20 protein-coding genes and 1 tRNA gene are annotated in these 24,446 nt (G+C 70.5%); 9 read left to right on the top strand and 12 right to left on the bottom strand.

Going from position 1 to position 24,446, the window contains the following annotated elements; all coding sequences use genetic code 11:
- Positions 1–77: 77 nt before the first annotated feature.
- A tRNA-Glu gene (locus E1284_RS22395) sits at positions 78–153 on the top strand.
- Positions 154–317: 164 nt separating this feature from the next.
- Complete coding sequence (locus E1284_RS22400) at positions 318–1,700, top strand: serine/threonine-protein kinase (RefSeq protein WP_243714669.1); 1,383 nt, start codon at positions 318–320, stop codon at positions 1,698–1,700.
- 54 nt (positions 1,701–1,754) lie between these two features.
- On the opposite strand, the gene E1284_RS22405 is transcribed toward E1284_RS22400, so the two are convergent.
- Together E1284_RS22405 and E1284_RS22410 are read right to left on the bottom strand one after the other, a co-directional pair.
- Positions 1,755–2,735: an aldo/keto reductase gene (locus E1284_RS22405; RefSeq protein WP_131942056.1), complete on the bottom strand. Its 981-nt coding sequence runs from the start codon at positions 2,733–2,735 to the stop codon at positions 1,755–1,757.
- Positions 2,736–2,951: 216 nt separating this feature from the next.
- The gene (locus E1284_RS22410; RefSeq protein ID WP_131942058.1) at positions 2,952–3,461 is read right to left on the bottom strand and encodes a MarR family winged helix-turn-helix transcriptional regulator; all 510 of its coding nucleotides are present in this window, start codon (positions 3,459–3,461) and stop codon (positions 2,952–2,954) included.
- A gap of 40 nt (positions 3,462–3,501) precedes the next feature.
- Between E1284_RS22410 and E1284_RS22415 the strand changes: the two genes are divergently transcribed.
- The 4 genes from E1284_RS22415 (at position 3,502) to E1284_RS22430 (ending at position 7,992) form a co-directional block, all read left to right on the top strand.
- Positions 3,502–4,125 carry a mycothiol-dependent nitroreductase Rv2466c family protein gene (locus tag E1284_RS22415; RefSeq protein WP_131942060.1) on the top strand — a complete coding sequence of 208 codons (624 nt, stop codon included), beginning with the start codon at positions 3,502–3,504 and terminating at the stop codon, positions 4,123–4,125.
- Positions 4,106–5,404, top strand: coding sequence for an MFS transporter (locus tag E1284_RS22420; protein ID WP_131942062.1), 1,299 nt, complete (start codon positions 4,106–4,108; stop codon positions 5,402–5,404). Before E1284_RS22415 ends, E1284_RS22420 begins: the two co-directional genes overlap by 20 nt.
- Before the next feature lie 81 nt (positions 5,405–5,485).
- A complete protein-coding gene (locus E1284_RS22425; protein WP_131942064.1) occupies positions 5,486–6,484 on the top strand; it encodes an AurF N-oxygenase family protein in 999 nt (332 codons plus the stop codon).
- Entirely contained in the window at positions 6,484–7,992 is a 1,509-nt protein-coding gene (locus E1284_RS22430; protein ID WP_131942066.1) for an FAD-dependent oxidoreductase, read from the top strand. The genes E1284_RS22425 and E1284_RS22430 overlap by 1 nt, the downstream gene beginning before the upstream one ends.
- On the opposite strand, the gene E1284_RS22435 is transcribed toward E1284_RS22430, so the two are convergent.
- The 4 genes from E1284_RS22435 to E1284_RS22450 form a co-directional block, all read right to left on the bottom strand.
- Positions 7,982–8,704 carry a TetR family transcriptional regulator gene (locus E1284_RS22435; RefSeq protein ID WP_131942068.1) on the bottom strand — a complete coding sequence of 241 codons (723 nt, stop codon included), beginning with the start codon at positions 8,702–8,704 and terminating at the stop codon, positions 7,982–7,984. The genes E1284_RS22430 and E1284_RS22435 overlap by 11 nt on opposite strands.
- A gap of 62 nt (positions 8,705–8,766) precedes the next feature.
- Positions 8,767–10,131 (bottom strand): hypothetical protein, encoded by a 1,365-nt coding sequence (locus tag E1284_RS22440; RefSeq protein ID WP_131942070.1) that lies wholly within the window; start codon positions 10,129–10,131, stop codon positions 8,767–8,769.
- Positions 10,132–10,458: 327 nt separating this feature from the next.
- Complete coding sequence (locus tag E1284_RS42555) at positions 10,459–11,721, bottom strand: hypothetical protein (RefSeq protein ID WP_207923891.1); 1,263 nt, start codon at positions 11,719–11,721, stop codon at positions 10,459–10,461.
- Positions 11,718–14,168, bottom strand: coding sequence for a CHAT domain-containing protein (locus tag E1284_RS22450; protein WP_131942072.1), 2,451 nt, complete (start codon positions 14,166–14,168; stop codon positions 11,718–11,720). The genes E1284_RS42555 and E1284_RS22450 overlap by 4 nt, the downstream gene beginning before the upstream one ends.
- On the opposite strand from E1284_RS22450, the gene E1284_RS22455 reads away from it, so the two are divergent.
- Positions 14,167–16,125 (top strand): caspase family protein, encoded by a 1,959-nt coding sequence (locus E1284_RS22455; protein ID WP_243714670.1) that lies wholly within the window; start codon positions 14,167–14,169, stop codon positions 16,123–16,125. The genes E1284_RS22450 and E1284_RS22455 overlap by 2 nt on opposite strands.
- Before the next feature lie 30 nt (positions 16,126–16,155).
- Here E1284_RS22455 and E1284_RS22460 read toward each other — a convergent pair whose 3' ends face one another.
- Positions 16,156–17,154 (bottom strand): LuxR C-terminal-related transcriptional regulator, encoded by a 999-nt coding sequence (locus E1284_RS22460; protein WP_131942076.1) that lies wholly within the window; start codon positions 17,152–17,154, stop codon positions 16,156–16,158.
- Positions 17,155–17,339: 185 nt separating this feature from the next.
- Here E1284_RS22460 and E1284_RS22465 point away from each other — a divergent pair, with 185 nt between their 5' ends.
- Complete coding sequence (locus E1284_RS22465; RefSeq protein WP_131942078.1) at positions 17,340–18,701, top strand: carbohydrate-binding protein; 1,362 nt, start codon at positions 17,340–17,342, stop codon at positions 18,699–18,701.
- Between the two features lie 133 nt (positions 18,702–18,834).
- Here E1284_RS22465 and yjfF read toward each other — a convergent pair whose 3' ends face one another.
- From yjfF to E1284_RS41650, 5 genes are all read right to left on the bottom strand, one after another.
- Positions 18,835–19,854 (bottom strand): galactofuranose ABC transporter, permease protein YjfF, encoded by a 1,020-nt coding sequence (gene yjfF / locus E1284_RS22470; RefSeq protein ID WP_131942080.1) that lies wholly within the window; start codon positions 19,852–19,854, stop codon positions 18,835–18,837.
- On the bottom strand, positions 19,851–20,903 hold the full coding sequence (locus E1284_RS22475) for an ABC transporter permease (protein WP_131942081.1): 1,053 nt from the start codon (positions 20,901–20,903) through the stop codon (positions 19,851–19,853). Before E1284_RS22475 ends, yjfF begins: the two co-directional genes overlap by 4 nt.
- On the bottom strand, positions 20,900–22,444 hold the full coding sequence (locus E1284_RS22480; RefSeq protein WP_243714671.1) for a sugar ABC transporter ATP-binding protein: 1,545 nt from the start codon (positions 22,442–22,444) through the stop codon (positions 20,900–20,902). The genes E1284_RS22475 and E1284_RS22480 overlap by 4 nt, the downstream gene beginning before the upstream one ends.
- 91 nt (positions 22,445–22,535) lie before the next feature.
- Positions 22,536–23,513, bottom strand: coding sequence for an ABC transporter substrate-binding protein (locus E1284_RS22485; protein ID WP_131942083.1), 978 nt, complete (start codon positions 23,511–23,513; stop codon positions 22,536–22,538).
- Positions 23,514–23,660: 147 nt separating this feature from the next.
- Entirely contained in the window at positions 23,661–23,885 is a 225-nt protein-coding gene (locus E1284_RS41650) for a hypothetical protein (protein ID WP_165965375.1), read from the bottom strand.
- 415 nt (positions 23,886–24,300) lie between these two features.
- On the opposite strand from E1284_RS41650, the gene E1284_RS44080 reads away from it, so the two are divergent.
- On the top strand, positions 24,301–24,446 hold a 146-nt coding region (locus E1284_RS44080; protein WP_131942085.1), incomplete at its 3' end, for a glycosyltransferase family 2 protein.

The raw sequence follows: 24,446 nt of genomic DNA on the forward strand, positions 1-24,446 counted from the left end.
GGCTAACCGTTTGCACGCCGCCCCGCCCCGTCCTCTACACTGGCGAAGTCGAGTGGCGGCCATCTCCGCCACCCAGGGCCCCCTTCGTCTAGCGGCCTAGGACGCCGCCCTTTCAAGGCGGTAGCGCCGGTTCGAATCCGGTAGGGGGTACCACGCGCATCGGTGCGGTCGTTTCTGCGGGCTGCCGACGGGCACCCGGTGCGTTCCCTCTCAGTCTCCGATGATCTCCGGCCGTCGTTCCCTCGCCACGGGCAGGCGGGCTTTGAGAAGATGCCAGCGGTTGTCCAGACACGAGTGTTCCTCTGAAGGGTGTCGCGTTGGAAGCGCTGGGGCAGGACGGCTCGCGACAGGCAGCGGACGGGGGCGGGCAGGTGCTGGCGGGCCGCTACCGGCTGGTCTCGCTGCTCGGCCGGGGCGGTATGGGAGCGGTCTGGCGGGCCCACGACTCGCAACTGGACCGCGAGGTGGCGGTCAAGGAGCTGCGGCTGCCCGAGCAACTGGACGACGCCGCGCGGCGGACCTGGATCGCCCGGCTGGACCGGGAGGCACGGGCCGCGGCCGGGCTCCGGCATCCCGGGATCGTCACCGTCCACGACCGCGTGGCCGGTGCCGACGGCCGCCCCTGGATCGTCATGGAACTCGTCAGGGGCCGTTCCCTGGACGACCTGCTGAAGGCCGAGGGGCGGCTGCCGCCCGTCCGGGTCGCGCAGATCGGGGTGCACTTGCTGGACGCTCTGCGCGTGGCTCATCAGGCGGGCATCACCCACCGCGACATCAAGCCCGCCAACGTCCTGCTGGAGGGCGACCGCGTCGTCCTGACCGACTTCGGCATCGCGGCCGTCGAAGGCGATGCGACCCTGACCGGAACGGGCGTGGTCCTGGGCACTCCGGCGTACATGTCACCCGAGCAGGTCCGCGGCCAGGAGGCCACGGCCGCCTCCGACCTGTGGTCACTCGGCGCCACGCTCTACACCGCCGTGGAGGGACACCCCCCGTTCGAGGGCGCCGGCGCCGGGGCCGTCTTCATCGCCGTCGCCACCCAGGACCCCGCCCCGCTCGCACACGCCGGCCCCCTCGAACCCGTCCTCAGGGCGCTACTGGACCGAGACCCCTCCCAGCGCCCGACCCCCGAAAGCCTGCGCGCCGAGCTCGTCTCGCTCGCCCAGGGCCGCACGGCCGCATTGCCGACCCTCGTCCAGCCGCCGGCGGAACCGCCTGTTCCGCGACCGACCCGACGCCCCGTCCGCAAGCGCAAGAAGGTCGTGCTCGCTCTTGTGGCGGTCGCCACCGTGCTCGTCCCCACGACGGGATGGGCGGTGGAGAAGGTTTCGGTGATGCAGGAAAACCAGCGCTATGAGGCGAACATGAGCGCCGTCGAGGGGCTGGGGACGATCCTGGGTACTTCGACCGAGCTCACGAGGACCGACGAGGACGCAGTGGAGGTCCGCTCGATCCTCTGCAAGGACACCTCCGACGACGACGGTTGCGACCTGCAGAGCCAGGTCGCCTCCGTCGTCGACTGGTTCCGCTCGCGGCCCGGCGTGCAGTCCGTGTTCCTGCAGCCCCCCGTAGAGGAACCCAACACCTTCCCCGGCCGTGACCTGTCTGTCCGCACTCAGGATTCATTGAGCATCACCGAGGTCGTCGTCTACGACCACATCTACGACCACGAGATCAGGCTCGCTTTCACCGTGGGCTGACGGCCCAGGCTGGACGTGCCCTCGGGGCACGACACGGAGCGGCGCGTTCACCAGTTACCAGCGGTCGGCCACCTGGGGGGCGATGAGGTCGTCGTAGACCTCGGTGACCGCCTCTAGCGCTTCGCTCGTCAGGGCCGGCTGGTCGGCCGCGGCCGCGTTGGCCCGGGCCTGGTCGGGGGTGCGGGCGCCGGGGATCACCACGCTCACGCCGGGCTGGTCGATGATCCAGCGGAGGGCGAATTGGGCCATGGTGGATCCGGTGGGCACCAGCGGCGCCAGGCGTTGAACGGCTTCCAGGCCGGTGGCGAAGTCGACTCCGGAGAACGTCTCGCCGACGTCGAATGCCTGGCCCTGGCGGTTGAACGTGCGGTGGTCGTTCGCGTCGAAGGTCGTGTTCCCGTCGTAGCGTCCGGAGAGCAGGCCGCTGGCCAACGGGACGCGGGCGATGATGCCCACGCCCGCCTCGCGTGCGGCCGGCAGGACCTCCTGCAGCGGGCCGAGGCGGAACATGTTCAGGATGATCTGGACGGTGGCGACCCCGGGGCGCGCGATGGCCGTCAGGGCCTCGGCCCGGGTCTCCACACTGACCCCGTACGCCGCGATGCGGCCCTCCTCGACCAGTGTGTCGAGGGCGTCGAAGACGGCGTCGGTGGAGTAGACGGGCGTGGGCGGGCAGTGCAGCTGGACGAGGTCCAGCCGGTCCACGCCGAGGTTCGTTCTGGAGCGGTCGGTCCAGTCGCGGAAGGCGTCCAGCGTGTAGTGTTCCGGACGCTGCGGCACTCTGCGTCCCATCTTGGTGGCGACGGTGATGCCCGTGCCCCCCGCCTTGAGGAACCTGCCGATGAGCTGCTCGCTGCGTCCGTCGCCGTAGACGTCGGCCGTGTCGATGAACGTCACGCCCGCGTCGACCGCGGCGGACAGGACCCGCAGGGCCTGGTCCTCCTCGACCTCGCCCCAGTCGGCTCCGAGCTGCCAGGCGCCGAGCCCCACGACCCCGACTCGCCGGCCGGTCCGCCCGAGCACGCGCATCTCCATCTCGATTCCCTTCGCTTCGCCATCGTGCACGCCCAGTTCAGCAGGCCCCGGATTGTGCTGTCCAACGGTGCGGCTCCACGAGCCGGCCTTCCCGGGGTCGACGGGCCCGTGGTGCCGGCCGCTGCTCAGCCTGAGCCGCCGCTTTCGGAGACCCTGCCGTCCCTTGCCGGCCTCGGGGCCGGACGCTGCCCGGAGCGCGTCCCCAGCGGACGCCGGTCAGGGCGTGAGCGTCGCCGAGAGCCGGTGAAGGAGGGCCGCCAGTTGCTCTTGTTCTTGTGCGGTGAGGCCGGAGAGCAGGCGGCGTTGGTTGTCCAGGTGGGCGGCCATCAACTCGTCGGTCAGGGCGATGCCTTCGGCGGTGAGGGTGATGAGGCGGCCGCGCGAGTCGTTCTCGGCGACGGTCCTGGCGACCAGGCCGCGGGCTTCGAGCCGGTCGACGCGCTTGGTGATCGCGCCCGTGGTGACCAGGACGGTCCGGCTCAGCTCTCCCGCGGACAGGGTGTAGGGCGCGCCGGAGCGGCGCAGTGCCGCGAGGACGTCGAAGTCGCCGTTGCCCAGGTCCGCGGCGGCGAAGATCGGGCGGAGGCGCTGGTCGACCTCGTCGGTGAGGCGGAAGAGCCGCCCGATGACCTGCATCGGCCGCGTGTCCAGGTCCGGGCGCTCGCGGTTCCACTGGGCGACGATCGCGTCGGTGGCGTCAGGGGCTTCGGTGGCGTCGGGGTGCATGGCGTTGATTGTATCTTCCGTGGAAGTTATATTAGCTTCCATGGAAGATAATCTTGCTTCGCCGCCGGCCGTGCGGGTCGTGTGCTACTTCGACGCCAGTTGCCCGTTCGCCTGGATCACCTCCCGGTGGCTGCTCGAAGTCGAGCGGCTGCGGCCGATCGACCTGAGCTTCCGGATCATGAGCCTGTCGGTGCTCAACGAGCACCGCGAGATCGAGCCCTGGTACCGCGAGTTCAACGACCGGGCCTGGGGCCCGGCCCGCGTGGTCACCGCCGCGGAGATCGGCCACGGCACCGCCGTCCTGCGCGACCTGTACACCGCGCTCGGAACGCGCATCCACGCGCGGGGCAACAAGGACTACGACGCGGTCATCGCCGAGGCCCTCGACGAGCTGGGGTTGCCCGCGTCGCTGGCCGAGGCCGCCTCCAGCGACGAGTTCGACACGGCTCTGCGCGCCAGGCACCAGGCCGCGCAGGACGCCATGGGCGAGGAGGGCGGCACGCCCCTCATCACCCTGGACGGGTCGACGTTCTTCGGGCCCGTGCTGAGCGCCATCCCGAGAGGTGAGCAGGCCGTCCGGCTGTTCGAGGGCGTCCGGACCCTCGCCGGGACGGAGTCGTTCGCCGAGATGAAGCGGGCCCGGGGTGCGCTCGACTTCAGCTGATCCGAACGCGTCCGCGCGCCGCCGCCTCTACGCCGCCGCACTCGTCGGGTCGATCGGCGACGGCATCTACGTCCCGCTGACGATGCTGTTCGTCCATGCGCTGACCGGGTTGTCGCTGACGGCGATCGGCGCCGGCCTCAGCCTCGCCGGGCTGTGCGCGCTGGCGTTCATGCCGGTCGCCGGGGTCCTCATCGACCGCATGGGGGCCAAGCGCGTGGTCATGTGCGCGCTGGTGCTGCGCGCGGCCGGGTTCGCGGCCTATCCGTTCGCCGACACCTACCCGTCCTTCCTGGCGGTCGCCGTGGTGGTCGCGGTGGGGATGTGGGCCTCCACGCCGAGCCGGCACGCGTTCATCGGCGAGATCGCCCGGGGCGCCGAACGCGACCGGCTGCTGGCCTGGGACCGCAGCCTCCGCAACGGCGGCATGGGGCTGGGCAGCATCGCGGCCGCCGCCGTGCTGGCGGTCGACGGCAACACCGGCTTCATCACGGCCGCGATGGTGCTGGCCTCGCTGTTCGTCCTGGCCACCGGGCTGGTCGCCCGGATCCCGGCCGTCCGCGAGGGCGTCCACGAGGCCGTCCGGCAGCGCAAGGAGCAGCGGGGATACCGGCAGGTCCTCACCGATCGGCCGTACCTGCTCATCGCCGCCGCCAACTTCCTGATCGCCTTCGGCTACACCACACAGGCCATGGCCCTGCCGGTCTTCCTCACCCGCGACATCGGCCTGCCCGACGCCCTCGCCGGAGGGGTGTTCGCGCTCAACACCGCGCTGGTCGCCGCGCTCGGCGTACCGGTCGCGCGCCTCACCATGCGAGGCAGGCGTCCCCGCACGGCGGCACTCGGCGCGGCCATCTTCGCGGTGTCCTTCGCCGCCTTCGCGGTCATCCCCCAGTTCGCCGGCGGGACGTCCGCCATCGTCGCGGTCCTGGCGGTCGCGGTGCTCTACACCGGCGGGGAGCTGATCCACTCCGTGCCCGCGCAGGGCCTGTCGGTCCAGGCAGCCCCCGACCACCTGCGCGGACGGTACCTGTCGGTCTACCAGCTGTCCTGGTCGCTCTGCCGCACGATCGCGCCGCTGCTGCTGGGGTTCCTGCTGGAGGCGGGGCCATGGCAGCTGTGGACGGTCCTGGCGCTGATGGTCCTGGCCGGCGCGGTCATCCTGCTGTGCACCGAGCGCGCTCTGCCGCCGCACGCGATCGGCATCCGTCCGGCGAGCCCGGAGAGTGACGTCGGGCTCATCGGCGCCCCACGCCTTGCATGGGACACGACGTCCCACTAAATTCCGGGTCAGTGGGCCGGGCCGGTGCGGCGCCGGCCGCCCCGCGGGCGAGACGGGATCCGCCACGACGAGGAGGGCTCGATGACGCTGTCCACTTCCGCCGGAGCCGATGCGTTCGACCAGGAGTACCTCGACCTGCTGCGGACGCTGTCCGAGGGCTCGGTGCGCCGGCGCTTCGACCCGTTCCTCGACATCGACTGGGACGCGCCGGAGTTCGCGCTCGACCCCGACGACCCCCGCTGGGTGCTGTCACCGGACATCGACCCGCTCGGCGCCACGCAGTGGTACAAGGACCTGCCGCTGCACCGGCGGATCGAGATCGGGAGGTGGCGGATGGCCAACTCGATCAAGGTCGGCGCCGCGTTCGAGAGCATCCTGATCCGCGGAATGATGCAGTACATCATGAAGCTGCCCAACGGGTCGGCCGAGTTCCGCTACTGCCTCCACGAGATGACCGAGGAGTGCAACCACATCCAGATGTTCCAGGAGCTCGTCAACCGGATCGGCGCCGACGTGCCCGGGATGCGGACGTGGTTCCGGAGGATGTCGCCGCTGATCGGCCTGGCGGGCGGCTACGCGCACGTGATCCTGTTCATCGGGATCCTCGCGGGCGAGGAGCCCATCGACCACTACCAGAAGGCCGTCATCCGTTCGGGTGAGAGCATGCCGCCAGCGGTGCTGCGCACGATGGAGATCCACATCGCCGAGGAGGCGCGGCACATCTCGTTCGCGGGCGACTTCCTCCGCGTGCACGTGCCGCGGATGAACCGGGTGGACCGGGCGGCGTGCGCGCTGGCGTTCCCGCTCGCGATGCGCTGGCTGGCCGGGGAGATCATGACGCCGCCGCGCTCGTTCGCGAAGGAGTTCGGCATCCCGCGGAAGGTCTTCAAGGAGGCGTTCTGGGGCAGCCCGCACTCCCGCGCGATCCTCGCCGGCTACTTCGGCGACATGCGCAGGCTCGCCACCGACCTCGGGCTGATGACGCCGGCCGCCAAGCGCCTGTGGAAGGCGCTGCACATCGACGGGCGGCCGTCGCGGTACCGGGGCGAGCCGCACCGCGAAGCGCACGGGCTCGCCTGATGCCGCACGTCGTCACGCAGTCGTGCTGCGGCGACGCGTCCTGCGTCTACACGTGCCCGGTCAACTGCATCCACCCGACGCCGGACGAACCGGACTTCGCGACCGCGGAGATGCTCTACATCGACCCGGCCGCCTGCGTCGACTGCGGCGCGTGCGTCGCGGCGTGCCCGGTGGAGGCGATCAAACCGCACACGAAGCTGACCGAGGACGAGCACGACTTCCTGTCGATCAACTCCGCGTTCTACGACGTCCCGCGCGACCGGCCGCTGCTCGCGCCGGTGGTGCCGCCGCTGCAGGTCCGCGAACGGCCGCGGCCGCTGCGGGTCGCCGTCGTCGGCTCCGGACCGGCCGCGATGTACGCGGCCGACGAGGTCCTCACCGTCCCGGGCGCCCGGGTCACCATGGTCGAGCGGCTGCCGATGCCGTACGGGCTGGCGCGGACGGGCGTGGCGCCCGACCACCGCCGGACGCGGAGCGTCGCCGGGCAGTTCGACCGCATCCGCGAGCAGGACGGCCTGAACCTGCTCCTCAACGTCGAGGTCGGCAAGGACATCGCGCACGACGACCTCCTCGCCCACCACCACGCGGTCGTCTACGCGGTGGGGGCCTCGACGGACCGTCCGCTCGACATTCCGGGCGCCGGGCTGCCCGGGACGGCGTCCGCCACCGAGTTCGTCGCCTGGTACAACGGCCACCCCGACTTCGCCGACCGGACGTTCGACCTGTCGCACCCGCGCGCCGTGGTGATCGGCAACGGCAACGTCGCGCTCGACGTCGCCCGCATCCTCACCGTGGACCCGGCGTCCCTCGCCGGCACCGACATCGCGCCCGCCGCGCTGGACGCACTGCACCGCAGCGCCGTCGAGGAGGTCGTGGTCGCCGGGCGGCGCGGGCCCGCGCAGTCGGCCTTCACCCTTCCCGAGCTGGTCGGCCTCCGCTCGACGCCCGGTGTCAGCGTCACCGTGCCGCCGGACGACCTCGACTCCGCCGACGCCTCCAGCCCCAAGCTCGACGTGCTGTGCGGTCTCGTCCCCGACCCGGCCGCGCCGCGCCGGATCAGGCTGCGGTACCTGCTGTCGCCGCTGCGGATCATCGGGCGGGAGCACGCCGAGGGCGTCGAGTTCGGACGCAACGCGCTCACCGCGGACGGCGCCGGCGTCGAGCCGACCGGCCGGACGGAGACCGTGGACGCCGGGCTGGTGCTGTCCGCGATCGGCTACCGGGGCGTGCCCGTCCCGGACCTGCCGTTCGACGCCGCGACCGGCACCGTGCCGAACGAGCGCGGCCGCGTCGTCGACCCGGGGACCGGCCGTCCCGTGCCGGGCACGTTCGTCGCGGGCTGGATCAAGCGCGGCCCCACCGGCTTCATCGGCACCAACAAGTCGTGCGCGCTGGAGACCGTCCGGGCTCTGATCGACGACTACAACGCGGGCGTCCTCAACGACCCGCAGACCGGCCACGGCGAACTGGCGGCACTTCTGGAGCGGCGCCCAGCGCTCACACCGTGACGCCGTCGACCACTTCCGCGCCGGACATCCGCTCGATGACCGTCCGGAGTTCGGTGGTGGGGTCGATGACGAGACCGAGCGACCGCGCGGCGCCGTCCAGCATGAACCACGTGTAGGCGGTGAGCTCGGCCACGACCTCCGCACGGGTCCTGCCCTGGGCCGGGTCGCGCACCCACTGAGTGAGCATGCCCTCCACCATCGTCACGATGGCCAGCGGGAGCGACTCCAGGCCGCTGTCGTCGAGGTCGAACGAGGCTAGGAGCACGGTGATGATCTCGCGCGCCCGGCCGGCGATCCGTCCCCGCAGGATGGCGACCGCGTCGGCGCCCGAGTCGTCGTCCCGGGTCGGCCCCTGCCCCATGAAGTCGTGCAGGCGGGGGTGCTCCGACATCCACCCGGCGGCCGTGTCGATGGACCTGCCGAGGATCTCCTCGACCGAACCGTGCGAGATGTCGAGCTTCGCCGCCATCGTCCCGGCGAAGTCGTCGACGAGGTAGGACCTGATCCGGCGGTCCAGGTCGTCTCGGTCGCCGAACCGGCGGTACACCACCGACTTGGCGAGCCCGGCCCGCTTCGCGATCTGCTGCACCGAGATGTGCGTACCGGACGGGGTCTCCTCAAGGAGCTCGACGGCGGCACGCAGGATCATCATCTCCCGCGCGGAGTTGTGCTCCTCCCACCGCGCCCGATACCCGCTCTCCGCCCCCGCCATCCCTCGACTCTACCGACCCCGCCCGGCCGCCGGATCCGGCCGGGCGGCGCCTCGGCGTCCCCTCAGGTGGAGGCGTCGAACAGGACGGTGAGCACGTCGGAGACGGTCTCGAACTCCTCGATGGAGATCGGGATCTCGCGCTCGCGGAACTCGTACACCGCGCCGTGCACCCCGCCCGCGACGGGCGAGAAGTTGATCGACGGGATGATCCGCCCGTTGCCCGCGCCGTCGAAATGCTGCGCGCCGCCCGGGCTGGTGTCGGCGTACGCGATCGCCGCCCGCTGGATCCAGGTGGCCAGCGTCGCGCCGTTCACGCCGAGCACGCTGTTCTTGATCAGGTTGCGTTCCGCGGTCGTGGTCGGCTTGTCGTTGGCGGCCTTGGCGTTGGCGCTCAGCAGCGCGGCGACCGTGGCACCCTGGCCCGCGGCGGTCAGCTCCTGGACGGTGGGCTTGACGTCCAGCGCGGCGGGGTCGCAGTGGTTCCACTCGAGCTGCGCGATCGCCGGCGCGGCGGCGTGGATCTGGGCCTGCAGCGCGTTGAGCGCCGCGGGCGGGACGGCGCTCTGGCAGGCCGCGTCGACATAGCAGCGGCGCAGCGACTTGGGGTAGAAGCGCTGCACGTTCTTGTCGTCGCTCTGCCCGAGGTCGGCGGCGAACCGGCGGATGGTGCAGGCCATCGCGTCATTGAGCACCATCAGCATGACCAGGCCGACCTGCTGCGCGTTGAGGTTCGCGCCGCCCGCCGCGATCGGCGCCGCCAGCGCCACCAGCCCGGTCAGCAGATTTCCCGCGGTGGCGTAGCTCGTCTGCGCGAACGGCTGGTTGTACTTGGCCCACTGCCTCCAGTCGAGCGCGTCGGCGACGACCGCGGCGTCCTCGCCGGGACTCACCTTGATGCCGGTGAGGTACTTGGACGCGTTCACCCGGTTGATCCTGGTGATCGTCTCCAGTCTCGTGTACTGCACGGTGAGCTGCGCCGCGCCGGTGTTGGTGGCGTGCGGAATGTACTGGAAGACACCCTCCGGTCCGGGCGCGCGCAGGTTCCCGCCCACCGCGTCGGGGGCGATGAGGATCGCGTCTCCGAGGTGGGCGGACTGCAATGCCGCAATGGTGCCCTTGAGCTGCTCGCGCAGCGACAGGACCGTGGCGACGTCCTGCTTCATGTTGGCCATCATCGTGGCCGTGTCGGCCGCGCCCGCATGCCCCATGACGACCCACTCGGCAGTCTCGACGTCATTGGTGAGCTTGACCCGGCCCGTCCTCAGCACCTCGTGATCGGTGTCGCGCTGGGCGCCGACCAGTCCCGCCAGCGCCGCCGGGGCGACATGGTGGAAGTGGAGCTGACCGGCTCCGACGTTGATCGAGCGAATGGGCGCGATCGGTGCCAGGGCACTGGTGACTCCGGGATATGACCGGAGTTCGGTCATCGAGTTTTCGGTCCATTCGATTCCCCCGTACACGGGCATGGTCGCGCCGCCCCCTTCGTGCGTGATGTCCCGGAATTCCTCCGGGCCCCGCGAGAACGGTATGCTCCGTCACCGCCATTGACCACAGAGTCACCCTGGGCACCGACCTCGGGCGAACCTGGTCATCCGGCACCTCTTGCCACGGCGGAGAGCCCAACATAAAGTGCGCCCTCGCACCGGCCACGTGTTGACAACCATCGCGTTTCGTCCCACGCCCCGGGATGACGGCGGCCCGAAAGCACGAGACGGGACGTGACCTAACGAGCACTGTCCGCATTCAGCCAGAGTTCATGCCGGTTCGGTCTCCATGCCGAGTGCCTCGCGGATCGTGCGACGCGCTCCGTGGAGCGTGGCAGGCAGTTCGGCCTCCTCCCGCTCCGCGAGGCTCTTCAGCGGGAACTCGTAGATTTCCTGAGCCGCGGTCGGCCACAGGTCCTGGAGGTAGGAGTGCGCATGGGCGCAGACCAGGTACCGGACCGGGTGGTACGGGCCGTAGTAGTGCTGTGCCGTGTGGGCGACGTCGATCAGCATCATGGTCGCCATGGCGGCCTCACCGACCGCGGCCCGCATGGCGGCGAAGTCGACCTGGACGTGCAGCGTGAGCGGATGGACGGGACCCAGCACGGAGCGGCATATGGCGAGAAGGTCGCGCAGCAGTTCTACGGCGCGCTCCATCTCTCCCCCTCCCGCGATACTCCTGATCTCGTTCATGTATGACGCGAGTTGCTCGCGCTCCTCGTCGGAGTGTGGCACCGGAAGCGGCAGCCGCTCCGTCTCGGGAACAGGTGCGGCGTGCTCCCTCCATGTCATGTCCTGCTTGAACGAGTCCCCACCCTTCCGGAAACCCGCTGCCTTCAGGACGGTGTCCAGGCGCTCCGGGAGTTCAGGCGGCGGTTCCGCGTCCTCGGCCCACCAGGACGACAGATACTCGGCGAACGCGGTGAACTCCCGATCCAGGTCGTGCTGTTCGGGGTCGTGCGGCAGGTCGGGGCCCTCGTGCGCCACCAGCGCCATGATGACGGCGGTGACGCGCAGGAGTTCCTTCCGGTAGTGCGGCACGATGTCCGGGAACGCCTCAAGGGTCGCCGCAGGGGCCTTCGCCATGACGCGCAGCATCCGCAGGCACAGCCGAATCCGGCACAGCATGACGCCGTAGTCGTAGTAACGGGCCCTGCGGGGGGCGATCGCCGCACGCGCCACGTTCAGCAGGCGCTCCACCTCCCGACTCGCGCGCAGCCGGGCGGCCAGCCATTCCTCGTCGAGCCTCGCTGGAAAGTCGTCCATGCCGGGGAGTGCGCTCAGGTACTCCTCGAACCGGTCCAGGAGGGCGGAGTCCACGCCGATTTCACGCAGCTTGTCGGCCGACCAGCCGGCCATGTCCCGCAGTCGGGCGACCTCGACATCGGGGAGGCCCCGGGTGAGGATCACGTACCATTCGGTGTAGACGCAGTAGACGTCCTCCAGGTCGTGACCGGCCTGCAACTCCCAGGGCGGATCCGCAGCCGGTCGGTGCGGAGGCGGCTCGAAGTCGCGTCCTCCGGGGCCCGTCATGGCGCGACGTCGATTCGGTACGCCGGTGCGACGCCGAAGAGCTGGAAACCGGCCCAGTGATAGGGGTGCGCGGTGGCCGGATCCTCGGCCATTGCCTGCTGCGCCTCCCGCAGCGCCGCGGCCGGTGAGAGCGGACGGCTGAGCGCGGAATAGAAGTGCTGCATGAGCATCCTCGTCGATGCGTCGGACACGGCCCACAACGGCGCGAGGACGCCGCGGGCCCCGGCCGCGAGGAAGGCGCCGGGAAAGCCGACGTATTCGGATCCGAACAGCGTCGTCCCCGTCCCGGCATGGCAGGCGGCGAGGACGACCAGCCGCGCGTTCAGCTCGTATCGTGCGAGCTCGTTGTACCAGAGCACCTCGGGATCGCCGGCCGGACCGGCCACGTGCAGGGCAGAGAAGTCGGGGAACTCGCGGAAGAACACGCCGTGGCACGCGATGTGGGCCACATCGGCGTCGGCGAGGTTCGCCGTCACCAGGTGGTAGTGGAGCCGCTCACCGAGCACGGTGAAGGAATCGGGGAAGGTCGACGCGGCGTGGGCTATTTCCGCTCGGGCGTGCGGAAGGCTCCCATCGGGATCCCCGAATCCGACGAAGCGCTCCACGAGCCGCACGATCCGGGGGCGGTTCAGCATTTGCGCGAGCAGCGTGAGACTGGGAACGTAGCTCACCTCCCGCGTCCGGGACAGCATCGTCGGCGCGAGCGCTCCGAGCGGGATGCGCCACAGCGGGCCGTACGGCACGACGAAAAGGCGGCAGCCTTCGGGCGTGTGGTCCACGAGGGGCTGGACGATGTCCGCCACCAGCCCTGCAACGGCATCACGGGTGTCCGGCGAGTCGTTCCCCGGGTCGGACAGGTGCGCCAGCGCCTTCTCGACCACCGAGTCCAGATCCGCTGTCGGGAACCGGCCGATCGCCCGGCACCCGGCGCGGTCGAGGAGGAAGATGGATCCGGTCGCGCTGTAGACCGCGACCCGTTGATCCTCGGTGAGCAGTGCCCGGACGGAGCGCGCCGGCATCGGCGGCGCGGCCGTGGTGAAGCCGGGAGTCGCGGCGAGGAGTCTGCGCTCCTGCCGTTCCAGCGCGGCCCGCTGGTCGCCGAACATCCGCATGAGCATGCTGCGGTCACGCTCCGTGGGTGCGGTGGCGTAGCGTCCGAAGAAAGCCGGCAGTCCTTTCGGGCGGGAGTCCTCCCACACTTCCGGGCGCCATTGCTTCCAAAGTTGGTGCATTTCCGTCTGGGCGAGCAGCGCACGATTGCCGCCGAGTTCGTGGAGGTCGACCGCATCCTCCGGGCTCCGCAGAGTCTCGGCGCACCGTACCGCCGCCCAGTACGTCAACTGGTAGGTGTCGGAAAGTTCGCGCTGCAGGCTCTGCGATCTCGCGTAACTCCGCAGTTGCTCGACCTCCAGGACGAGCGCTTCCAGCCGCTCCGCCGCCTTTTCGGTCGGCCCGTCCACCGTCACCTCGTGCGCGATGACGGCCGACTGGAAGGCGACCGAATCGTCCGCGTCCGGCGGCACGGCGCGGTTCTCCATGAAGGCCAGCTTCGCTGCGCACATCCCACCATAGAAGTCGGCCTGGTCGCCGAGGAGATGGGCCGAATCGACGCACTGCCGCAGCCCCGATATCTGCTCGTCGAGCGTCGGGGCGTTCATAGCCGTCGAATATGTCCGCCACCATTCGGCATAGTCGGCGTCCAGCCGCTCCAGGCGGTCGAGCGCATTGGCGAGGTTCGTCCGGTCGGCGATATCGGTGAGCACGGTGATCGCGGCCACCACGGCCTGGCGTTCGCCGATCCGGTCGGCGGCCCGGCGGTAGGCGTCCGCCGCGCGGCGCGCGTGTTCCAGTTTCCGCTGATGGCTGCCGCGCGTGGCCTGGGCCGTCTTCACCACCAGGGTGAACAGGCCGATCTCCGCACTGCCCTCGACCGCCGCGTCGCCGGTGGCCCGGGCCAGCCGGATCGCCGTCAGGAAGGCGGCCCTGGCCTCCTCGACCTGCCCCCGGTCCCGCAGCGTCCGCGCCCAGTCGTCGTACTCGGCCGCGGTCTCCGGCCGGACGTCGTCGGGCTGCGCGGTGACGGGCTCCACCGGAATCGCGGAGACATCGACCTTCCCCTCCCGGACCAGTTTGATCATGTCCAGGTGCGCTTCGAAGAACCGGATATGCGTGGGGTCCGGCCGAGGGTCCATGCGTATGACCGCCAGCGCGTGGTCGAGCAGCCGTTCGGCCTCGTGGCCCCGCAGTTCCGCCCTTTCCGTGATCATCGAGAACTTCGCGCGCGGGCCGCGTCTGACGACCAGCGCTATCACCGCATCGCGCACCTGCTCCCCGATGCCCTCCCCCAGTCGCCGCTGCATGAGCCAGGCGGTATTGACGGTGTCGGTGGCGAACTTCGCGGCCCAGGCCAGATGCGCCGCTTCGTCATCATCGCCGGCGTCCGGCATGACTTGCCTCCCCCGGGCAGAGTTCGTCGGTGTTACCGTTGTGGCCGTGCGGGCGCAGACAATAGGGCAGGTGCACGCTCTCCTTATTGGTATCGACCGATATTCCGTTGTCAGGCCGCTCGGCGGGTGCGTCAACGATATCGAGCACGTTACCGCCTTTCTCCGGGAAAGGCTCGGGGGCCGACTCGATGAGCGGCGCCTGCTCAATGAGGATGCGACAAGGGACGCGATCGCCGAGGCCGTTCGCTCCCATCTGGGTGCGGCCGGGCCGGGAGACACGGCATTGCTCTGGTTCAGCGGCCACGGGTCGCAGCAGCCGGTGGCGCCCGAATACTGGCATCTCGAGCCCACCGGGATGAGCCAATCGCTGGTGTGCCACGACAGTCGGCGGCACGGCGTTCCGGACCTGACCGACAAGGAGCTCTCCGCCCTGCTCGACCGCATCGCCGGACGCGGCGCGCACGTCGCCGTCGTACTGGACTGCTGCCATTCGGGCGGCGGCACTCGGGAACCGGGCGAGGGCGTGCGCGCAATCCCGGCGGCCGCGACGGCTCCGGACTCCTCCGCCTACCTGCCGGAACTGCGCGGCGCGGCAGAGCGGGCCCTGACGGCGTCCACGCGGACCGAGCACGTGGCCTTGTCCGCGTGCCAGTCCCATGAGACGGCCGTCGAGCTCATAACGGGCGGCGAACGCCGCGGGATCTTCACCATGTCGCTGCTGGAGGCCATGCGCTGCCTCGGAGAGGGCGCCACCTATCGCGACCTGCTCCTGAACGCCCGCAGCCGAGTCGAGGGCTTCCGCGCGTCCCAGACGCCGGTGCTGTATCCGGCGCACCGCGACGGCCCGGCCGACCGGCGGTTCCTCGGCGGCGTCCTGTCCCCTCCCGCGGCGATGACGGCCCGCTGGTCCGCCGGCACCTGGCTGGTGGACGCCGGACAATGCCACGGCATACCGGCGACCTCCCCGGACGCCCCCGTGGAGATGACGGTCACCGGCCACGCCGACCGGACGTTCCGCGCCACCGGCGTGGGCCCGGGACTGACGACCGTCGTCCCCCTGGACTGGGCGCCCGACCCTGCCGTGCGGTATCCGGTCTTCCTGAGCCGCGCTCCGCTGCCGGTCGCCCACGTCGCCGTCGAGGGGGACCCGGAGGCATGCGATCGGGCGAGGCACGCGATCGACACGTCCCCCTACCTGCGGGTCGCGGGGCCGGAGGACGCGGCACCGGGTCTCCGCTTCGTCCTGACCGCCGCGCACGGCGACGGCCGGGACGCCTTCCGCGTCTCCCGTGCGGACGGATCACCGCTGATCGCCGAGACCACCGCCGGCGCCGCGGTCGCGAAGATGGCGCACATCGCCCGCTGGACGCAGATCATGGAACTGGGCAATCCGTGGTCGTCCCTCACCGGCGCCGTGCAGTTGGAGATCGTCGCGGCGCGCCCCGGCTCCACCGTGGCACCACGGGACGAACCGGCCATCGTGCCGGGCGATGACGGCGCGATCACGCTGACCTACGTCCGCACCGGCGACGGGTGGCGAGCGCCCGAGGTGTTCGTCCGCCTCCGCAACACCACCGGCCGGAGGCTGTGGTGCGTCCTCCTCAACCTCACCGACCGGTACCGGTCGCACGCCGCTCTCTTCCCCGGCGGGTTCCTGGCCCCCCATGCGGTCGCGGCCGCGGCCGAAGGCGCCCGCATCCCGGTCGTCCTGCCCGCGGGCCGGCCGGTCGAACCGGGCGCCATGAGCGTCGACTGGTGCAAGCTCATGGTCGCCGACAGGGAAGTGAGCCCGACGGCCCTGGAGTTGCCGCCACTGACCGACCTCGGCACCCGCGGCCCCGTGACCGCCGCGGAGAGCCTCGGCTGGGGTCCGGCAAGGGACTTGGCCGCACCGAACAGCCCAGGCGATTGGGCCACGACACTGCTCCCCGTGGTGACCCGCGTCCCCGTCTCCTGACCGGATCCGCCGCCGGCCCGTCCACAAGAGTCAGAGGAGCCCGCGGCGGGTGGCGTGGACGCCGGCCTGGAATCGGGTGCGGGCGTTCAGGGTGCGCATTAGGCGGGCGACGTGGCGGCTTACCGTGCGGGCGCCCATTCCGGTGTGGCGGGCAATGGCCTCGTCTTTGAGGCCGGCGGCGAGCAGGGCGAGCAGATGGCGGTCGGCCTCGGAGAGCCGGGGCCGGGCTCCGGGGGCACTGGTCTCGTCGTCGAAGTGCAGTGGTGCGGCCTGTTCCCAGCAGGCGTTGAATACGCCGATGAGAATGTCGAGGAGCGTCGACGGGCGAATCAGGGCGGTTATTCCGGGGTCGTCGCCGCGCAGCGGCATCAATGCCATTTCGTCGTCGACGATCACGAGTTTCGCCGGCGGGTTCTCCAGGACGCGGGAGCGTTCGCCGAGACTGGAGTCGTAGCGGGCCATTTCCAGGTGCTCGGGGATGGCGAGGGCCTCCGGGGCGTATATCGCGCGGTACTCCACGCCGTTGGCGAGTTGTTCGCGTTCGATCTCGTTGGGCTGGACGGGGTCGACGGCGTAGGGCGGCTTGTCGATCGCCTTCACCTGCCGGACCGCGGCGCGCTGCACCTGCTCGTAGCGCTGGACGACCGCGTCCAGCCCGTCGATGATCTCCACCAGCTTCTCGGGGTGGGCGCGCTGCTCGGCGGTCAGCAGGTCGCCGGAAAGGCGCTTGGCCTCGATGCGGGCCCGGATGAACTCGGCCTCCCGCTTGCGTATCAGCGTCTCGACGACGGCGTCCGGCGGATAGGGGACGTACGCCGGGTCGGCGGCGGAGTCGACGCCGACCATGCCGAGGGCCGCGAGTTCCATGAGCAGTCCCGCGAGCCGTGTCCGGGGCAGTGCGGACAGTTGCGCGAGGTCGTCCAGCGTGCTGCCCGGGTGGTGCAGGAGCGTGGTGTAAAGGTCCTGCTGCGAGGTGGTGACGCCGAGAGCCGCGAATGGATTCTCACCGGTTGCGGTCGCGGGGAACATGCCCGCGATTATCTAGCAAACGGAGTGCGGCGGCCAACCCTCCCAAGGAAACCAGTTCCGCGGCAGGCACGGGAGTGGCGAATTTCGACAGCGGCGCCAACTCGCCATAACGCGGCCTGGGAAAGGCTTTCTCGCCGCACGCAAAGGCATCTACCTTTGCCGCACCCCCACCCCGAGGAGAGACCATGTCTCACAGACGCGTTCTGCGCGTCGCCGTCCTTTCCGTCGGCGCGCTCGGACTCACCGGAACGCAGGGCGTCGCGACGGCCCAGGCCGCTCCCCCGCAGCCGGCGCCGTACTCGGCGGCGACCGCCGCGGACGTCCCGCAGGCGATGCTGACGGCGATGCGGCGCGACCTCGGCCTCACCGCCGCGCAGGCGAAGCAGGCGCTGGTCAACCAGTTCGACGCCGGTGTCACCGCCGGGAAGCTACGGGTGAAGCTCGGCGCGAGCTTCGCCGGCAGCTGGATCAGCGGCAGGACCGGCGAGACGCTGCACGTCGCCACCACCGACGCGCGTGAGGCCGGGCAGATCACCGGCCAGGGCGCCCGCGCGGAGGTCGTCGGCCACAGCCTCGCCGAGCTCACCGCGGCCAAGGCCAAACTCGACCGCGTCGCCAAGCGGCACGCGCCGGCCCACTCCCCCGTCTGGTATCTGGACGTCCAGAACAACCGGGTCGTCGTGCTGAGTTCCGTCCCCGCCGAGGCGCGCGCCTTCGCCAAGGCCGCCGGGCTGAGTGCCGGCACGGTCACCGTCAAGCGCTCCGACATCAAGCCCCGCACCTACGCCAACCTGCGCGGCGGCGACGCGTACTACATCAACGGCTCCACCCGCTGCTCGATCGGCTTCCCGGTCACGCGGAGCGGGCAGGGCGGCTTCGTCAGCGCCGGGCACTGCGGCCGCGCGGGCTCCACCACGACCGGCGCCAACCAGACCCAGCAGGGCACGTTCCAGGGGTCCACGTTCCCGGGCAGCGACTACTCCTACGTGGCGACGAACAGCAACTGGACGCCGACCGCGCTGGTGAACGGCTACGGGACGGTCGCCGACCGGGCCGTGACCGGCTCCACCGTGGCGCAGCCCGGTTCGCAGGTGTGCCGCTCCGGCTCCACCACCGGCTGGCACTGCGGGACGATCCAGCAGCTCAACACCAGCGTCACCTACCAGGAGGGCACCGTCTACGAGGTGACCCAGACGAACGTGTGCGCCGAGCCGGGCGACTCGGGCGGCTCGTTCATCAGCGGCACCCAGGCACAGGGCATGACGTCCGGCGGGTCCGGCAACTGCTCCAGCGGCGGGACGACGTTCTTCCAGCCCGTCAACGAGGCGCTCCAGGTGTACGGCCTGACCCTGTACACCGGTGACTCCACCCCGCCGGACGACCCGGGCGACCCCGGCGACCCGAGCGGCACCTGGGCGGTCGGCACGGTCTACCAGGTCGGCGACGTCGTCACCTACAACGGCGCCGGCTACCGCTGCATCCAGGCCCACCAGGCGCAGCCCGGCTGGACCCCGGCCGCCGTCCCGGCGCTCTGGCAGCGGATCTGACCCGGAGCCGTCCGGTTCCGGCGAGCCAGACGGCTCCCTCGAACGCAGCGCGCGAATGCGTTGACCTGCGGCGTGTTGTTGTTATGAGTGCGTCGAAAACAACAACACGCCGCAGGTCAACGGTGTGTGGGGGCTAGGTCGAGGCCGGGGTGTGGGGTCGGCGGCGGGCGCCTATGAGGCGCTGGAGGGCTATGAAGCCGAAGAGGAGGACGCCGATGGCTATGCGCGTCCACCAGGAGCTGAGGGTGCCCTCGAAGCTGAGGATGGTCTTGATGACGCCGAGCACGAGCACGCCGAGGACGCTGCCGATGAGGTAGCCGGAGCCGCCGGTGAGGACGGTTCCGCCGATGACGACGGCGGCGATCGCGTCAAGTTCCATGCCGATGGCGTGCGTCGGGTCGCCCGAGAGGGTGTAGAGGGCGAACAGGACGCCGCCGAGCGCGGAGCAGAAGCCGCTGATCGCGTAGACCTGGATCTTGGTGCGTCCGACCGGCAGTCCCATGAGCAGCGCCGACTGCTCGTTGCCGCCGACCGCGTAGACGTTGCGTCCCGTCCGCGTCCACTGCAGGACGAGGGCGCCGACGACGAACACCACCAGCGCCGTGACCGCGCCGTAGGACAGGTGGGTGCGGCCCGGGAAGTGGAGGGAGTTCAGCGCGAGCGCGTCGAAGAAGGAGTTGTCGATGGAGATCTGGTTCTCGCTGAGCGTGAGGCACAGGCCGCGGGCCAGGAACATCCCGGCGAGGGTCGCGATGAACGGCTGCACCTCGAACACGTGGATCATGTAGCCCATCGCCGCGCCGAACAGCGTCCCGATGGCCAGGACCAGCACGATGACGATCGGCGCGGGCAGGTGCATCTTCATGGTGCCGATCGCGCACAGCATCCCCGACAGCGCCACGACCGAGCCGACGGACAGGTCGATCCCGCCGGTCAGGATGACGAACGTCATGCCGACCGCGACGACGATGAGGAAGCCGTTGTCGATGAACAGGTCGAGGAAGACCTGCGTGGTGCCGAAGTTCGGGTACCGGACGGCCCCGACCGCGAACGCGCCCAGGAACAGCCCGAGCGTCACCAGGACGGGAACGTGCCGGCGGCGCGGCGCGAGCGGGCGGCCGCGGGCGATCGCACTGGAAAGCACGGCGCTCACGCCGTCACCTCCTGCTTCGGTGTGGTGGGAGGCGCCGGCTCGGCGGCCCTTCTTCGGCGGCGCCGGACGACCTTGGCGCGGAAGGCGGGCGACTGGAGCAGGCAGACGATCGTGACGACGACCGCCTCGAAGACGAGCGTGGTGCGCGGCGGGATGCCCGCGGTGTAGATGGTGGTGTCGAGGGTCTGGATGATGAGGGCGCCGACGACCGTCCCGGCGAGGGAGAACCGCCCGCCGGTGAGGGCCGTCCCGCCGAGGACGACGGCGAGGATGGCGTCCAGCTCGATCCAGAGGCCGGCGTGGTTGCCGTCCGCCGACAGCGTGTTGGAGCTGATCATCAGACCGGCGATCCCGGCGCACAGCCCGCAGAACACGTAGGCCAGCACGATCAGCCCGGCGGAGCGGATGCCGACCAGCCGGGACGCCTCCGCGTTGCCGCCCACGGACTCCAGCAGCATGCCGAGCGCGGTCCGGCGGGTCAGCAGGACGGTGACCGCCAGCGCGACCGCCACCAGGATGATCGCGAACGGCAGGCCGAGCCAGTAGCCGCCGCCGATCAGCTTGTAGTCCTGGCTGTGGATGGTGATGATCTGCCCGCCGGTGATGAGCTGCGCGACGCCGCGTCCGGCCACCATCAGGATGAGCGTGGCGATGATCGGCTGGATGCCGAGCCGGGTGACGAGCAGCCCGTTCCACAACCCGAGCAGCAGCGACGCGATGACGGCCGCGCCGATCGAGACGAACAGGCCGTGCCCCTTGCTGATCAGGTAGCAGGCCAGCGCACCGGAGATGGCGACCGTCGCCCCGACCGACAGGTCGATGCCGCCCGTCGCGATCACGACCGTCATGCCGAGCGAGACGAGGATCAGCGGGGCGCCGAACAGCAGGATGTCGATGAGGCTGCCGTACAGATGGCCCTGCCGGACGTGGATCGCCAGGAAGCCGTGCGTGAAGATCACATTGCCGAGCAGCAGGACGACCAGCACGGTCACCGGCCAGAACAGCGTGCTCTTGGTGAAGGCGGCGAGGCGGGATGCTGCGCTGTTCATTCGTCGCCGTCTCCGTTCGCGATGGTCTGCAGGATGCGTTCGGGGGTCAGCGACCCGTCGTTGCGGAGTTCGGCGACGAGCCTGCGGTCGCGCAGCACCTCGACCTTGTGGGAGATGCGCAGCACCTCCTCCAGTTCGGCGGAGATGAACACCACCCCCATGCCGTCGCGCGCCAGCGACACGACGAGCTTCTGGATCTCGGTCTTGGCGCCGATGTCGATGCCGCGCGTCGGCTCGTCCAGGATGAGCAGCTTCGGCCGGGTGATGAGCCAGCGGGCCAGCAGCACCTTCTGCTGGTTGCCGCCGGAGAGGTTCTTGACCGGTGTGTCCGGGTTCGGCGGCTGGATGCGCAGCGCCTTGATGTACTCCTGGACGAGTTCGTCCCGCCGCCGCTGGCTCAGCGGGCGCAGCCAGCCGCGCGCGGCCTGCAGGGCGAGGACGATGTTCTCCTCGACGGTCAGGTCCATGATGAGGCCGTCGCCCTTGCGGTCCTCGGGGCAGAACGCGACGCCCCGGTCGATCGCGGCGCGCGGCGTCCGGATCGAGACGGGGCCCGCGTCCGCGTCGCCGCCCGTCCGGATGCGGCCGGAATCGGCGTGGTCCGCGCCGAAGATCAGCCGGGCGAGCTCGGATCGGCCCGAGCCGAGCAGGCCCGCGAACCCGACGACCTCGCCCGCGTGCAGCTCCAGGTCGACGGGGTCGATCGCACCGGTCCGCCCGACGCCTTCGAGCGCGAACAGCCGCTCGCCGTGGACGTCCTCGGCCGCCGCCTCGTCCAGTTCCTCCAGCGTCGCAAGTTCCTGCCCGGTCATCTTCGCGACCAGCTCGAACCGGGTCAGCCCGCCGATCGGGTACTCCCCGACGAGGCGGCCGTTGCGCAACACCGTCACCCGGTCGCAGACCTCGTAGATCTGCTCCAGGAAGTGGGACACGAACAGGATCGCCACGCCGTCGTCCTTCAGCCGGCGCATGACGTCGAACAGCCGGGCCACCTCGCCGCGGTCGAGGCTGGACGTCGGCTCGTCCAAGATCAGCACCTTCGCGTCCAGGTCCACCGCCCGGACGATCGCGACGAGCTGCTGCACGGCCAGCGAGTAGGAGCCGAGCTGCGCGGTGACGTCGAGGTCGAGGTCGAGCCGGGCCAGCAGCTCCGCCGCGCGGCGGTTGATCGCGGACCAGTCGATCCGGCCGAAGCGGCGCGGCTGCCGGCCGATGAAGACGTTCTCGGCGACCGACAGGTTCGGGCAGAGGTTGACCTCCTGGTAGACCGTGCTGATGCCGAGCCGCTGCGCGTGCAGCGGGCCGTGGATGGCGGTGCCGCGCCCGTCGATGACGGTGCCGTGCCCCGCGATCGCGACGGTTCCGGCGTCGGCCTCGTACACGCCGGTCAGCACCTTGATCAGGGTGGACTTTCCGGCGCCGTTCTCGCCCATCAGCGCGTGCACCTCGCCGGGGAACAGCCGGAACGCCACGTCGTCGAGGGCCTGGACGCCGGGGAACCCCTTGGAGATTCCGTCCATCTCCAGGACGGGAGCGGTCATCGCCGTCTCCTCCACTTCCGTGCTACTGGTGCCCGCCGGGGCCGGACGGGCGGCCACGGCCCCGGCGGAACTCTGCGGGCGGATCAGCGGGTCAGTACTTGCGGGTGGGCAGGGCCTCCTTGGCCTTGGCCTGGTCGAAGACCGTCTCGACGGTGACGATGCGGTTCGGCACCTTCTCGCCCGCCTTGACCTTCTTCGCCGTGTCCATCAGCTGGCCGCCCAGCAGCGGGTTGCACTCGACGATGAAGTTGAACTTGCCGTCCGCCAGCGCCTGCATGCCGTCGTGGACGGCGTCCACGGTGACGATCTTGATGTCCTTGCCGGGGGTGAGTCCGGCCTCCTGGATCGCCTGCATGGCGCCCAGCCCCATGTCGTCGTTGTGGGCGAACAGGACGTCGACGTCCTTGTGGGCCTTGAGCAGGGCCTGCATGACCTCCTTGCCCTTCGCGCGGGTGAAGTCGCCCGACTGCGACGCGATCACCTTGAGGTTGGGGTTGGCGGCGATGGCCTGCTCGAAGCCCTTCTTGCGGTCGATGGCGGGCGCGGCGCCGACGGTGCCCTCCAGCTGGATGATGTTGACGGGCTCCTTGGCGTCCTTGTACTCGTTGACGAGCCAGTCGCCGGCCTTCTTGCCCTCCGCGACGAAGTCCGAGCCGAGGAAGGTGACGTAGAGGGACGGGTCGGAGTCGACGGCCCGGTCGGTGAGGACGACCGGGATGCCGGCCGCCTTCGCCTCCTTCAGGACGGCGTCCCAGCCGGTGACGACCACCGGCGAGAAGCCGATGACGTCGACCTTCTGCTTGATGAAGGACCGGATCGCGGCGATCTGGTTCTCCTGCTTCTGCTGCGCGTCGGAGAACTTCAGGTCGACGCCCGCGGCCTTCGCGGCCTCCTGGATGTCCTTGGTGTTGGCGGTGCGCCAGCCCGATTCGGCGCCGACCTGCGAGAAGCCGAGGACGAGCTTGCCGGAATCGGATCCGGAGCCGCTGCCGCCGGAGTCGCCGCAGGCGCTGAGGGCCGTCAGCGCCAGCGAGGCGCCTGCGACGGCGACGATGAGCCGCTTGAACATGGGGGTTCTTCCTTCTTCCTCGGGGATGCTCGGCGAAGGGCGTCGGGGTCTCGGGGCCTCTGGGAACGGCCGATGGGTCGTGTTAGCGGTAACATTTGCAGCGCGGAAAACCGGGGCTCGGGAGGCTTGCGGCAGGGTTTCGGGGCGTCAGGCGCGAGTCCCGGCGCCTTCGCGGACGCCGGGTTCGTGCACGTCGTCGCCGCACCACGCGGCGCCCGCGCCACCGGGGTCTCCGGTGCCGCCGAGCGCGCCCGGACGACCGTCCGCCGGGCCCGGGAAGGCGATCACCGCTGAGCATCGGACCGCTCCGGCGGCGTCCGCCCGGAGCGGCCGCCGGCGTCCCGCCGCGCGGCCGTGTCGTGTCTCGTCCACTTCGCCCGCCTTCGTCCGTGTGGCGCGTGTCACGAATGTTTGCGCTAACTCAGCACGGTGTCAATCCCCCTGCGGCACACCGCAACCTCACGGAGACCTTGACGTATGGCCCTGGTATCGCTAACAGACTCCCGGCGGGCGTCCGGCAAGCCGCCCGGACACCGCCCCGGCCGCACCGCCGGCGCCCCTCCGCCACGCCTCCCGCCGGTCGGACATGGAGGCGAGTCCGCGGCCGTGGACGCGCGGTCGCGCAGGGCGAGGTTTGGAGGCGCGAAGTGGTGGAACTGGGATGACTCGGAACGTGGATCAATCGAGTGCCTGCACAAGCCAAGTGATCCGTGCAATCGGTACGGCCCGAGCAAGCGTCCAACAATGAGGATGGAAAAACCGTCACGGGGGACGGGAGGCATGGTTCATGACATCCGAGCCGGAGCCGCGTGTCGGTGTGGTGGTGCCCATTTACAACGTCGAACCGTATCTTGAGGAATGCCTGGCCTCGATCGCCCGCCAGTCGGTCCGCGAATTGGACGTCGTCCTGGTCGACGACGGATCGACCGACGC

The sequence above is a fragment of the Actinomadura bangladeshensis genome (genome assembly GCF_004348335.1).
Lineage (GTDB): Bacteria > Actinomycetota > Actinomycetes > Streptosporangiales > Streptosporangiaceae > Spirillospora > Spirillospora bangladeshensis.